Source organism: Xanthobacter sp. ZOL 2024 (assembly GCF_052932325.1).
This window is the reverse complement of the sequence record NZ_CM128808.1, coordinates 3583528-3597000: the sequence shown is the minus strand read 5'-3', so window position 1 is coordinate 3597000 and position 13473 is coordinate 3583528. Positions and strand designations below refer to the sequence as shown.

At 64.8% G+C, this 13473-nt stretch carries 7 protein-coding genes; 4 read left to right on the top strand and 3 right to left on the bottom strand.

What is annotated here, in order from left to right; translation table 11 throughout:
• Window positions 1-55: 55 nt before the first annotated feature.
• Window positions 56-2632 (bottom strand): hypothetical protein, encoded by a 2577-nt coding sequence (locus tag ACU4E7_RS16360; RefSeq protein WP_447019474.1) that lies wholly within the window; start codon window positions 2630-2632, stop codon window positions 56-58.
• Between the two features lie 50 nt (window positions 2633-2682).
• Window positions 2683-3993, bottom strand: coding sequence for a tyrosine-type recombinase/integrase (locus ACU4E7_RS16355; RefSeq protein ID WP_447019473.1), 1311 nt, complete (start codon window positions 3991-3993; stop codon window positions 2683-2685).
• 602 nt (window positions 3994-4595) lie between these two features.
• Between ACU4E7_RS16355 and ACU4E7_RS16350 the strand changes: the two genes are divergently transcribed.
• The 4 genes from ACU4E7_RS16350 (at window position 4596) to ACU4E7_RS16335 (ending at window position 12012) form a co-directional block, all read left to right on the top strand.
• A complete protein-coding gene (locus ACU4E7_RS16350; protein WP_238121389.1) occupies window positions 4596-5096 on the top strand; it encodes an RNA polymerase sigma factor in 501 nt (166 codons plus the stop codon).
• A 100-nt stretch (window positions 5097-5196) separates the two neighbouring features.
• A complete protein-coding gene (locus ACU4E7_RS16345; protein ID WP_238121388.1) occupies window positions 5197-6138 on the top strand; it encodes a FecR family protein in 942 nt (313 codons plus the stop codon).
• A gap of 184 nt (window positions 6139-6322) precedes the next feature.
• A complete protein-coding gene (locus tag ACU4E7_RS16340) occupies window positions 6323-9802 on the top strand; it encodes a TonB-dependent receptor domain-containing protein (protein WP_447019472.1) in 3480 nt (1159 codons plus the stop codon).
• Window positions 9803-9942: 140 nt separating this feature from the next.
• A complete protein-coding gene (locus tag ACU4E7_RS16335; protein ID WP_238121386.1) occupies window positions 9943-12012 on the top strand; it encodes a YgiQ family radical SAM protein in 2070 nt (689 codons plus the stop codon).
• A 68-nt stretch (window positions 12013-12080) separates the two neighbouring features.
• Here ACU4E7_RS16335 and ACU4E7_RS16330 read toward each other — a convergent pair whose 3' ends face one another.
• Window positions 12081-13403, bottom strand: coding sequence for an RsmB/NOP family class I SAM-dependent RNA methyltransferase (locus ACU4E7_RS16330; protein ID WP_447019471.1), 1323 nt, complete (start codon window positions 13401-13403; stop codon window positions 12081-12083).
• Between the last annotated feature and the right edge of the window lie 70 nt (window positions 13404-13473).

Below are 13473 nucleotides of genomic sequence, written 5' to 3'. Positions count from 1 at the left end.
CGGCGGCTTCGAGAAAGCAAACATCCATAAGGAATTTGCGCGGACCATCAGACGGCTAATCCGGAGATGGCAGGTAAAGATCATCGCGATGCGCTTCGGCATGAGGTATCAGTAATTCAAAGCCAACTCCCACCTCTTCCAAATCAGCTTTGGCCGTCGTGAGTTCCGCTTGAAGCCCAATTCCGGATTCCATGACCGCAAGAAGCGCTAGATCCGGCCGGAGCCGCTTCGCCAAGTTGACGAGGTCGCGAATATCGGAACCGCGAAGGCTGTGCCAGCTTGACTTGACTTCGCACAGGATTGCTTGTCCGTCGCTCAAAACCAGTAGATCGGCTTCAGCGTCAGGCTTTTCGGAGTCGGGGCGAAAACCGAACCATGTTGGTCCGGTATAAATGAACGACGAGCGCGATCGTTCCAGAAGAACGGTCAGCACCCACACCAGTGATAAAACACTATGATCGCGGAGGCTCTCGATCAAAAACTCGTTTGGACGGAACAGCCAATCGATGGCAACGGGCGCCTGAACGACGGTCTTGCAGACCTCGCAACTGAGTTCTGGCGCGAGGCCGCCCAGATCAACCCAGTTGCGATGATGACAGTTGGAGCAGGTCCATTGATGCCCCTGAAAGACCATCTGGCGACGCCGCATAGCGATAAGGGACGCGTCGAGTGAATCCTCTTCGAGCTTGTCCCAATCGACGCTGGGATCGGGTTCTCCCGACTGCAGATGAGCCGCTTGATAAGCTGCACGGTGTTCCTTCCATCCGCGTTTCATATCTTCGTATTTTACGAAATGCAGTGGATTTTTGAGCGATTTCGCCGCTTTCACAATCAGTGTTCCAAGGGCCTCCCGCTCCGTCTCTCCGCGCAGATCGAAGGCGGGAAGCCGAGGGGCGAGTTTCCGGAGTCGATCGACCGTTGGCTTAACCTTGTCGGGCTGCAATCCCGGTGTGCCGCCCAGGCGCGCAAAGAAACCTCGAAGAAATGGATGCAAGAGAAAACTGCTCGCGGGCAGGAGCCCTCCGGCCATGCCCAACACCCCGGCAAGATAGCGGGCTTCGTTTGATGGATTGGCCCAATCCACTTTGGATGGAGGCTCGATCTGCCCGTACTCTTCAGCTTGTGCAGCCCAACGACCGTCCTGCGTCAGCGCAAAATAGAACGCGCCGTCGGTAATAGGGACAGTGATCGTATCAATCGGATGGTCAGCGTTGTGAAAGACTGCAAGCGCGCCGCCCCGACTGCGCCGCGGGGGCATTAGTGCATGGGGAGGCGTGTTCGCCAACCTGACCTGAAAAGCCTGAGCCATTCGCCAACGGCGGGGTAGGATCCAACGATTGTTGCCGCCAAAACGAGGCCCAGGACCATCATATTCGAAGAGATAGTCCGTGCCCCAATAGCCTTGGGCGAAAACCTGACGCGGCGGCGCGTCGACAAGATGATCTGGCGTTGTGGCAAGTGGGCGGGCCGTGGGTCTGGTCCACACAAATTCCATCCAATCGGCGCGAGGAAATAGGCCGTCACCAAAGCGATTGCCTTCCCGCGCTTTGGAAAGTGCCTCATCGGTAGGCACAAGAGCATCTGGACCGGCAATCGCCTCTGCCTGGACCGCGCCCCATAGCCGAGCCGTAGCTAGCCTTTGTCGGATGGCGTCGAGGTGCCCGGGGTCAAGCGAGCATGATCTGATCACGAGTTGCGGCTGGCCCCCAGAGCCACGATTCACGTGATTGCGGCGGTTGATGAGACTAACGAGCACTTGAACGAAATCGTTGTCCTCCGCCTGCTCAGGCGTGATGCGGAAGCAACACAGATCGCTGTCCAACCAAGATGGAATGAACAGGCGCGCGTTCCAGAACATTACGCGATCCGGAAAGCTGTCTCCGACAACTAGATTGAAGGTCCCACTCCACCGGCCTGCTTGAATCTCGAGTTTCGGTGCGAAAAGCTGCGACGCCATCGACAGGCTTGTTGCCTGTCCCTTAGCAAAGGCGACAAACGCTGCCATCTCGTTTGGGATCGCATTGAGGTCGCGCGGAACGCCCCGGTGACGATCAGCCTGCGCCTCGGGTGAAACAATCGTCAGAAGGCTTGCTATTCCAGTTGCATCGGATGGAAACATGCCGCTGCCCTGGCTGCTCCGGTAAGTTCCGAAATTGTCAGTCAGGAAACGCGTCGCGCTTTCCGTGTGCCAGCTATCAATAATCTGGACGGCAGCACCTTCGCCGCGCACGCGAGTATATCGCGCAGACTGGAAAATGGTTGAAAGTGAGGAAAGCGGTTTGGATTCATAGGAAGGACGATAGCTGGACGGATCATCGGGGTGGTCCCCGCCGGTTCCATGAAAGGTATATTTCGCCGGGCAAAGTCGCTCGTGAAGCTCAATAATGTCCTCGCGGCTGAGCGACACATACGAGTAGATCAGGTCGGGATCGAAGGTCTCAAGCCATGGCCAGTAGGCTTGTGAAATCCGCCCATCGATACAAGGGACGACAAGACAGAATCGTCCACCCCAACGACTATAACAATCGGCGAAGATCGCGTCCAAAGCGACGGCAGCGTATTCACTTTCTTGAATAAGAAAGGCGATTCGAATTGGACGCGGCCGCGCCCATCCTCTTAGTTCGCGAGCCATCGCACGTTCCGTGAATTCTTGACCGGAATAAGATACCTATAGCGCGGACGTTATCTAGCGGCATCGCCTCGCTGTCGTATATCTCTCAGTTTTCCGGCCAATGCGTTGGCAATTTTCTTGGTCACCCGATCGGCAGCTCTCTTGGAAGGATCGTTCTGAACGTGAGCATAAATCGCTGTTGAGCGCAGGTTCGCGTGACCGAGGATTGCCCCCGTTAGCGCCAGTGCCTCGCCCGAGGAGACCGCGGTCGACCCCACGGTATGCCGCAATGTGTGGGGCGTTACGCCGGGCAATGTCGCCTTCTGGATCACCTTCGGCCACAGCCGCTTTGTACCCTGGTAGTGACTATCGCCGAGTTCGGCTGGAAATACGAAGGAGGCCTCTGGGTCACGATCGACCGCGTGAAGGAATGCGATGGCTGCAGCACCAAGGGGGCGAATGGATTTGCCCGTCTTACTGTCGGCAAGGATCAGCAAGCCCCGCTCGAAATCGACCTCTGACCAACGCAGGCCAGCGATCTCATCCCGGCGGCACCCGGTGAGCGCCCACAGGCGAGCAATCGCGATAGCCTTCGGATTTGCTCCCTCGGCCTCCAGGGCATCAAAAGCGGCCCCAAGTTTAGTTACCTCGTCCAGCGTCAGGAAACGTTCCCGCCGGTTGTCGGTCTTCCGGACGGAGGCCTTCTCCACCGGGTTCACGGTCATGATGCCGCGGCGATTCGCAAAGCTGAAGACGGCCGACAGATCCCGCACAACCTTTCGGGCAGCGCCATCACCGCCGCGAACGATGATGCGCTTGCGAGGCCCAGTTTTCTCGTCCCGCGCAGTCTTGCCCGCCCCCACGTCGCGGACGAATCTCTCGATTTCGCCAGTTCCAATTTCCGACACTCGCTTGTGGCCGAGCAAGGGCACTACATGATGCCGAAGTCGAGCGAGAGTGTAGGCCTTTGTCCTCTCCTTCATCGGCTCGCCCTGGCGCTGGCCCCGTTGGATAAAGCAGCCCTCTTCCTCATAGAGATCGATGAGCTTGGCCATCGTGATTTCGCGCCGTTTCTTGCCTCGCTCGCTTGCTGGGTCGTCTCCCTTCGCCGCGGCACCAAGAAGCGTCTTGGCCTGCTTTCTCGCTTCGTCAACGGTCAGCGTCCCATAACGTCCGACGGTCACAAAGCGACGAGGAGCGGAGCGCCCTCCATCATCGGCCCGATAACGCACGACGAATGTCTTCGTCCCGCTTGCCTCTACCCGAAGCGCGAACCCCGCCAGCTTGCTGTCGCACACGTGATATCGCGCACCACGAGGCTGGGCGGCGTCGACCGCCCGTTTGGTCAATAGAACGCTCGATGATCGATCCATCTCAGCCATCCATGTGGACATCGTTCGGAAATGGTGTCCACATGGTGTCCACCGTGATGGGGAAAGCCATACCACGGCGAACATCCGAATATCAACAATCGATTGATTTACAATCACTATTTACGATGAGCGCCAACTCGGGAAAACTCGGTCAAAGCCATCTCACAACCTTGCCAAGGTTGGGGTCGAGGGTTCGAATCCCTTCGCCCGCTCCAGTTTCTCTCAAGACAATCGAAGATCGAAATGGCGCCCGAACGGGCGTCAATGGCGTTCTGGCGCGCTGGACCGGTCGTTCGGTGGACGCGGCTTGCGCGAGAGGGCAAGCGGCACTGGCGATGGGCCGGGCAGCTTGGAATCCATATAAATCATTGCTGTTGCAGCAGATTTCCATTCCCCCTATAGGCTGGCGACTGACGGATCGGACGTGGCGACGGACGGTGAAGCCGGCCGCGCACTGTGAACGGCACTGCGCCAGGCCGATGCCGTCAGACGTGGCCCCGACGGCAGCCGGGCCGGATCGCAGCGCGATCCGGATCGCCGGCGCCATCGCTCGGACCGCGGGAGCGGAATGGGCGCGCCACGGCGGCGCGCCGGGCCGCACGGAGCCGCCGATGTGGGATCTGCACAAGCTGTTCGTCCGCCACGCCCGGGAGCTGGAACGCTTCCTGCGGCGGCGCGGCCACAGCGCAGAGACGGCTGCCGACATCACCCAGGATACCTTCCTGCGCGTGCTCGCCACCCCGCCGGGGGAGGCGGAGGCCAACCACAATCCGCGCGCCTATCTCTATCAGGTCTCCCGCAACCTCAGCATCAACCAGCGTCGGCGGGAACGCCTGGTGGCCTTCACCGACCTTTCCGGAGAGGAGGTTCAGCGGATCGCCGATCCCGCCCCCTCACCGGAGCGGGTGGTCTATTCCCGCCAATGTCTGCTGCAGACCCGGCGCGCCCTCGACGAACTGCCCGAGCGCACGCGGCTGGCGTTCGAGATGCACCGGCTCGACGGGCGCACCCTGGCGGAGGTGGCCGATGCGCTGGGCCTTTCCGTCTCGCGAACCTGGGGGCTGGTGCACGAGGCCTACCGTCACCTGCTGACCCGCGTGGACGCGCCATGACGCGCCGGCGCTGTGAAAAAAGTGGCCGCCCGATTGTAAACACAACGGGGGCCGGAACCGCATGCAGGCGGACAGCCAGCCCGTGGCCGGGGGAGAGCTTATGAGCGAGGCGGATCGGCTGACCGACGAGGCCATCGCGCTCGTCATCCGGCTGCAGAACGATCCCGACAACCCGGTGGTGGACGACGTGATCCGCCTCTGGCGTGCTCGCAGCGCCGCCCATGAGCAAGCCTGGACGCGGGTGGCGCGGATCCATGGGGCGAGCGGGAAGATCCTTGCGGAGCAGCGGCGGGCAGCGCAACGCGCACGCTCGGGCCTGTCCCGCCGCAACCTGGTGGTGGGCGGACTGCTCGCCGCAGGCGCCGGAGCCACCGGAAGCCTCATTGTGCCCGGCATGATCGCGCGCGCCCGAGCGGATGTCGCCACCGGAACAGCGGAGACGCGCAAGGTGGCGCTGCCCGACGGCACCACCGCCACCCTCGGTCCCGACAGCGCCCTCGCCTTCGCCTTCTCGCCGGAGCGCCGGGGCGTGGAGCTCCTCTCCGGCATGGCCTTCTTCGACGTCGCGCGCGACACCGAACGCCCGTTCCGCGTTGCGGCGGGAGCGGTGACGGCCAGCGCCCGCGAAACGGCGTTCGAGGCGGGCCTGGAAGCCAGCATTTTCAGTGTCGCGGTGGATCGGGGCACGCTCGCCGTGTCGACGGCTGCCGCACCGGCCGATCAGTTGACGGCCGGGGAATGGATGTCGTTCGGCCCGGACGGCAGCGGGCCGGAACGGGGCACGCGCGACGTGAGCCAGATCGCGGCGTGGCGCGACAACCTGGTGATCGCCCAGCGCGAGGTGGCGACGGCGCTCATCGCCCGCATCGCCCGATGGATCCCCGGGCGCGTGCTGGTGGCCGACCCGTTCATCGGCCAGGAGCGCATCAGCGGCATCTTCGATCTCAATGATCCGGTCCGGGCGCTGGAAGCAGCCGTGCAGCCCACCGGCGCCCGCGTACGGCAGATCGCATCCTTTCTCACTGTAGTTTCGTATTTCTAAAAAGTGCTGACCCAAAGAGAAAAACAGATGCTCTGATCTGTAACAGTCTTCAGGAGGCCGAAAGCACAGACAGCTGCGCTTCAGGCCCTCCAGACGAGCAGTTTGGAGCCGTTTCAACATGAAGACTTTTGCCGGGACGCGCGCGGCGCGCCATCGGAATGGCCGCACTTTGGCTGCGATGTGGATGATGGGAACCACGCTTGCGCTGGGCGCCGCGGTGCAGCCGCGCCCGGTGCTCGCCCAAGGTGCCACACAGGTGGCTTTTTCCGTGCCCGCGGGGCCGCTGGACCAGGCGCTGGCGCTGTTCGGACGGCAGGCGGGACTGCAGGTGACCTATCTCGCGACGGTCACCTCCGGAAAAACGTCACCCGGCCTTTCGGGCACCATGTCCCGTGAGCAGGCCATCGCGCGGCTGCTGCGCGGATCCGGACTGTCCTTCACCTTCCCCAATGCCACGACGGTGCAGATCTCCGCGCCCGGCAGCGCGGCGGGCGGCCCAGCCGCCGCGGCGGACGGCGCCATCGCCCTCGACACCCTGGAAGTGGCGGCGGGCGCCGTGTCCCGCACGCTTGTGCCGTTCGAGACCCCCGGTCCAGTGGATTACATCTCCGGACAGAGCATCGAACGGTTTCGCGGCTCGAGCCCGGCCGACATCTTTCGCGGCACCCCGGGCGTCATGTCCGCCGAAGCCCGCAATGGCGCGGGCGCCATCGACGTGAACATTCGCGGCATGCAGGGCATGGGCCGCGTGGCGGTGACCGTGGACGGCTCGGAGAACGGGCTCAATATCTATCAGGGCTATCAGGGTGTTTCCAACCGCAGCTATGTGGACCCCGACCTGCTCGCCGGCATCGACATCGTGAAGGGGGCGGATGCCTCCTCCAGCGGCATCGCCGGCACCGTCTCCATGCGCACGCTGGGAGCCGCCGACGTGGTGAAGCCCGGCGAGACATTCGGCATCGTGGTCAAAGGCGGCTTCGGCACCAATACGGCGGCGCCCATCGCCGGCAATCTCGGGGGCTATCTGTGGCAGCAGCCCACGGTGGGCAACCCGGATCTCCTGCCCATCGCCACGGCGGACGGCATGAACCGGCCGGGCGCGCTTGAGCCCACCAGTGGATCATTCAGCGTCGCGGCCGGCTGGAAAGAAGAGCATTTTGACCTGTTCGCGGGCTATGCCCACCGCAAGCAGGGCAATTATTTCGCCGGCACCAATGGCGCCTCCGCCGCACCCGTTGGCACCGGCCCGAAGCTGTTCTGCTATTCAAGTGGATACTGTCTGCCGCCCACCTTCAGCGGCACCTATACCAACTATTTCGTCAACAACGGGCTCACCAGCTATCGTGCCGGCGAGCAGGTCCTCAACACCCAGCTCGACACCCAATCGTTCATCGCCAAGGGCACCATTCGCGACGACAACGGCCAGAGCCTGCAGCTCGGCTATATCGGTTATCGCAGTGAAGCCGGTGACGTGCTGGCCTCGCGCTTCGCCTCCGAGACCAGCCAGGCCACCCAGCAGGCGCAGACCTCCGGCATCAGGCTGGATTCGGGAACCGCGCGCTATGGCTGGAATCCCGATGACAACGACCTGATCAACCTGCGCGCCAATCTCTGGTACACCAACCTCGAGCAGCGCACGCCGATCCGCGGCGGCGTCTCCGCCAAGCCGGAAGACTACGGCCTGCCCTTCGACTATCGGGTCGGCAGCAGCACCCGCATGTGGGGTGCGGACGCGAACAACCAGTCCGACCTGTCGCTGGGCGGCTACGGTAAGCTGCACCTGACCTTCGGCGGCTCGTTCCTGAGCGAGGAGACCGCGCCGACGGCCTACACCGACCTCCTCAACGGCATCGCCGGCCGCGACGGAAATCGCCAGGAGGCGGCGGCATTCGGCAAGCTATCCTATAAGCCGCTGTCGTGGCTGACGCTGAACGCGGGCCTACGCTATTCCCAATACTGGTCCGAGGATCTGAGCGCCCCCAGCAACGCATTGAACGCCAACCCGCAGCCCACCCGCAGCGACGGCGGCTTCAGCCCCTCCGTGGGTGTGACCGTGGAGCCGTTCACCGGAACGCAGCTCTATGTGAACTATTCCAACGCCCTGCGCATGCCCAGCCTGACCGAGACGCTGGCGACCTACGCGCTCATCGTCAACGACGCCCTGGAGCCCGAGCGAGCCAGCAACTGGGACCTCGGCATCAATGTCATCAAGGACGGTGTTCTGGCGGCCGGCGACAAGGCCATGTTCAAGTTTGGCTATTTCAACTGGGACATCAAGAATTACGTCGCCCGCCAGATGAGCCGCTTCACCGCCCCGGCCGGATACAGCTATACCGGCCTGCAGATCTTCAATATCGATCGCGCGAAATTCTCGGGCCTCGAGTTTTCCGGGCGGTATGAGAACAACGGCTTCAACCTGGATCTGGCGGCGAACTATTATCTCGACGTGGAGTTCTGCCCCACCGCCGACACCTGCGGCAACGCCACATTGTCCGGGGATTACGCCACCAACCAGATCCCCCCGCAATACATGGTGTCGCTCACCGCCTCCCAGAAGTTCCTCAACGATGCCCTCACCATCGGCGGCCGCGTCTCCTATACGGGGCCCCGCGCCGCCGACCACGGCACGCCGGTGAGCGGCGCCCAGACGCTGATCGCCCTGGTGGACTGGAATCCCTACTGGCTGGTGGACACCTTCGCCGAACTGAAGGTCTCCGACACCATCACCCTATGGGCCAATATCGAGAACCTCACCGACACCTATTACGTGGACCCGCTGAGCCTGGTGGTTCAGCCCGGGCCGGGGCGGACCTTCCGGATCGGCGCCACCGGCAAGTTCGGCGGATCGGACTTCAACCAGCCGCTGCTGCCACCCCTGTTTACCAAGACCGGGCACGTCGCCCGGGTGGCCGACTGGTCGGGCTTCTATGCCGGCGCGCACATGGGCTACGACTTCGTCGGCTTCGGCGGCAGCATGACCACGCTGGACGGCACCGCCAGCGGCTATCCGGCAGACGAGGCGCCGAACACCGATGCCCGGGGCTTCTCCTTCGGCGTGCAGGCGGGGTGGAACCACCAGTTCGCCAACCGCGTGGTGGTGGGCATCGAGGCGGACCTCGCCAAGCCGGAGATTTCCGGCACCGAGGTCACCTATGCCACCGAGGGCATTGATTGCCGCTGCTCCAACAACATGTATCGCATGCGGGCGGTGGAGGCGGTGCAGACCGGCCAGATCGACTGGCTCGCCACCCTGCGCGCACGCCTGGGCTATGCGGTGAACGACCGGCTGATGGTCTATGCCACCGGCGGTGCCGCCTTCCTGCAGCAGCAGCAGCAGCGCACCCAGTACCGGGCCATCGTGACCAGCCTTTACACCGCCGTCTCCACCTCCGAGGCCGCCTTCACCGAGCACGCCTCCGCCAGCCGCACGGGCTACGCCCTGGGGGGCGGCGCCGAATACGCCATGGGCGGCGGCTGGTCGCTGAAGGCGGACTACCTGTTCGCCGGCTTCGGCGAGAGCGAGATGCTCTTCCCCGGCGCCCGCGCCGGTGTGATGCACACCTCCGCCACCGCGCCCGCCACCTATCCCGACGTGGTGGGCCGGCGCCTGCGGAGCGAGCTCGACCTCTCGATCCTCAAGCTCGGGATGAACTACAGGTTCTAGAGGCGCGTCCCCCGCAGAGGCGCAGGGCCCTGCATTTCCCCCCGGCCGAGCGTCACCCGCCCGGCCGGGGGCATCGCTCCTCGCGTCGCCCGCGAGAGCGTGAGTTGAATTCGCCACAGTGGGGCCTTATGCGTGGGCCCATGCAGCCCCAAGCCACAGCACAAATCGCCGAAAACACCGTCCCGTCCCTGCCCTGCCTCCGGCCGCGCACGGGCCAGGCGGCGCCGTTCCTGCCCATGAGCCGCGCCGAAATGGACGCGCTGGGCTGGGACGCCTGCGACATCATCGTGGTGACCGGCGATGCTTATGTGGATCACCCCAGCTTCGGCATGGCCATCATCGGCCGGCTGCTGGAGGCCCAAGGCTTCCGGGTGGGCATCATCGCCCAGCCCGACTGGCAGTCGGCGGAGCCGTTCAAGGTGCTGGGCAAGCCGCGGCTGTTCTTCGGCGTCACCGGCGGCAATCTCGATTCCATGGTCAACCGCTACACGGCGGACCGCCGGCTGCGCCACGACGATGCCTATACCCCCGGCGGCGAAGGCGGGCGGCGGCCGGATCGCTCGGTGATCGTCTACACCCAGCGCTGCCGCGAGGCGTTCAAGGATGTGCCGATCATCCTGGGCGGCATCGAATCCTCCCTGCGCCGCATCGCCCATTACGATTACTGGTCCGATAAGGTCCGCCGCTCCATCCTGGCGGATTCCAAGGCGGACCTCCTGGTCTACGGCAACGCCGAGCGCGCCATCATCGAGGTGGCGAACCGGATCGCCGCTGGCGAGGCGCCGCGCGATCTTAATTCCATCCGCGGCGTGGCCTTGTTCCGCCGGGTGCCAGAGACCTACACGGAACTGCACGCCGACGACCTCGACGATGCCGACGAGGGCGCCGCCCGCCGTCCCGGTGATACGGTGATCCGCCTGCCGGCCTTCGAGCAGGTGGAAAGTGATCCGGAGGCCTACGCCCGCGCCTCCCGCGTGCTGCACCGGGAGAGCAATCCCGGCAACGCCCGCCCGCTGGTGCAGCGCCATGGCGACCGCGACCTGTGGCTGAACCCGCCGCCCATCCCGCTCGCCTCGGAGGAGATGGATAGCGTCTACGATCTGCCCTATGCCCGCGCGCCGCATCCGGCCTATGGCGATGCGAAGATCCCGGCCTGGGACATGATCAAGTTCTCGGTCACCATCATGCGTGGCTGCTTCGGCGGCTGCACCTTCTGCTCCATCACCGAGCACGAGGGGCGCATCATCCAGAACCGTTCGGAAGCCTCGATCCTGCGCGAGATCGAGCTGATCCGCGACAAGACCCCGGGCTTCACCGGCGTCATCTCCGACATCGGCGGCCCCACCGCCAACATGTACCGCATGGCCTGCAAGGATCCGAAGATCGAGAAGGCCTGCCGGCGGCCCTCCTGCGTCTTCCCGGATGTCTGCGAGAACCTCAACACCTCCCATGATGACCTGATCCGCCTCTATCGCAAGGTGCGCGAGGTGGAGGGGGTGAAGCGGGTGATGGTGGCTTCCGGCGTGCGCTATGACCTCGCCGTGAAGAGTCCCGAATATATCAAGGAGCTGGTCACCCACCATGTGGGCGGCTACCTGAAGATTGCGCCGGAACATACCGAGCGCGGGCCGCTCGACAAGATGATGAAGCCGGGCATCGGCACCTATGACCGCTTCAAGGAGATGTTCGACGCGGCGGTGAAGCAGGCCGGCAAGAAATACTATCTCATTCCCTATTTCATCGCCGCGCATCCGGGCACCACCGACGAGGACATGATGAACCTCGCCTTGTGGCTCAAGAAGAACCGCTATCGCGCCGATCAGGTGCAGACCTTCCTGCCCTCCCCCATGGCGACGGCGACGGCCATGTACCACACCGGCATCAACCCGCTGCGGGCGGTGCGGCATGGCGGCAGCGACAAGGTCGTGACGGTGAAGGGCCTGCGGCAGCGGCGCCTGCACAAGGCGTTCCTGCGCTATCACGATCCGGAAAACTGGCCGCTGCTGCGCGAGGCGCTGCGGACCATGGGCCGGGCCGATCTCATCGGCCCCCGGCCCGACCAGCTGGTGCCGGCCCACCAGCCTCCGGGCACCGGCAAAAGTGCCGGCGCTGGGACCGGCGCCAAGCGGAGCGGACCGGCGCGTCCCGTGCGTCGCCCTGCCGGCACCCAACGCTTCACCACCAAGGGCGTGCGCCTGCCGAAGGCCTGATCCGACGGCGCATCCAGCGGTCGGGCACCGGGAGGTGAAGGGTGAGGCGCGGCCCGGGCGACCCGCGTCTAGGGGGTTGCCGGCGCCTCGGCCGGCGCCGCCGCGCGCTCCAGCACGGCGGCGAAGAAGCCATCGGTGCCGTGGCGCGCCGGGGTCAGGGACAGATAGTCCGGATGCGCCGAGCAGGTCAGGTGCGGCGCGGCATCGGCCAGCGGAACCGCATGGAAGGCGGGATGCGCGGCAAGGAAGGCCGCCACCTGCGCCTCGTTCTCCGCAGGCAGCAGCGAGCAGGTGGCGTAGACCAGCCGCCCGCCGGGCTTCACCAGCCGCGCCGCGCTGGCCAGAATGCGGCCCTGCAGCGCCAGCAGATTGTCGAGGCCCTGTCCTTCCTCGCGCCAACGGGCATCGGGATTGCGCCGCCAGGTGCCGGTGCCGCTGCACGGGGCGTCCACCAGCACCCGGTCGAACGTGCCCTTGTGGCGCTTCACCCAGCGGTCGGTTTCGCTGGCGAGGAGCCGGGTTTCGATATTGTGGAGGCCGGCCCGCCGGAACCGCTCGGCCGCGCGTTTCAGCCGGCTCTCCAGCACGTCGCAGGCGATGACGTGGCCCTTGTTGGCCATCTGCGCGGCAATGGCGAGGGTCTTGCCCCCCGCGCCGGCGCAGAAGTCCACCACCCGCTCTCCCGGTCGCGCGTCCACCAGCATGGCGACCAGCTGCGAGCCCTCGTCCTGAATCTCCACCGCTCCGGCATGCAGCATGGGCAGGCGAGCCAGCGACAGGCGGGCATCGAGGCGGATGCCATAGGGCGCCAGGTGAGACGCCTCGGGCTGCAGGCCCAGATGCCGCAGCGCTTCCAGCATCTCGGCCCGGGTGGCCTTGACCGGATTGACCCGCAGATCGAGCGGCGGCGGCGTCAGCAGGGCCGCCATTTCCGCGGCGAAGTCCTCGCCGAAACGCTCGCACAGGGGCGCGACGGCCCAGGCCGGGCACTCATAGCGCACCTCGTCCGCCATGGACGGGTGATTGATGGAGCCGCCCTGCAGCTTGATCGCCAGCGCCCGCTCGTGATCGGTGAGGACGCTGGGGGCGAAGGTCCCGCCGGTGAACAGGCCACGCAACTGATCGGCCGTCTTGCGCCCATCCAGCACCAGCCAGGCGAGCAGCCGCTGGCGCGGCGTGTCGGCGCGGCCGTGGCGCGCCAACCACCAGCCCAGCCGCGCGCGATGGCGCAGCAGCGCATAGAGAAGATCGGAGATGCGGCCCCGGTCCTCGTCGCTCAGGTCGCGATGGGTCCGAAACCAGGCCGAGACGACGGCATCGGCAGGGCGGGCGACGTTCTCGACGTCATGCAACAGATCAAGGGTCGCTTGCAGAAGGGCGGCTGGGGTCACGGAACAACGATCGGCTGGAAAGGCGCCGCACCATAGATCCGTTGCCTGTGGATTCCTAGCGCCGGCAGCG

Bases quoted from the DNA above. Each gene is read 5' to 3' on its own strand.
- ACU4E7_RS16360 (WP_447019474.1), bottom strand. From the start codon at position 2,632: ATGGCTCGCGAACTAAGAGGATGGGCGCGGCCGCGTCCAATTCGAATC.
- ACU4E7_RS16355 (WP_447019473.1), bottom strand. From the start codon at position 3,993: ATGGCTGAGATGGATCGATCATCGAGCGTTCTATTGACCAAACGGGCG.
- ACU4E7_RS16350 (WP_238121389.1), top strand. From the start codon at position 4,596: ATGTGGGATCTGCACAAGCTGTTCGTCCGCCACGCCCGGGAGCTGGAA.
- ACU4E7_RS16345 (WP_238121388.1), top strand. From the start codon at position 5,197: ATGAGCGAGGCGGATCGGCTGACCGACGAGGCCATCGCGCTCGTCATC.
- ACU4E7_RS16340 (WP_447019472.1), top strand. From the start codon at position 6,323: ATGATGGGAACCACGCTTGCGCTGGGCGCCGCGGTGCAGCCGCGCCCG.
- ACU4E7_RS16335 (WP_238121386.1), top strand. From the start codon at position 9,943: ATGCAGCCCCAAGCCACAGCACAAATCGCCGAAAACACCGTCCCGTCC.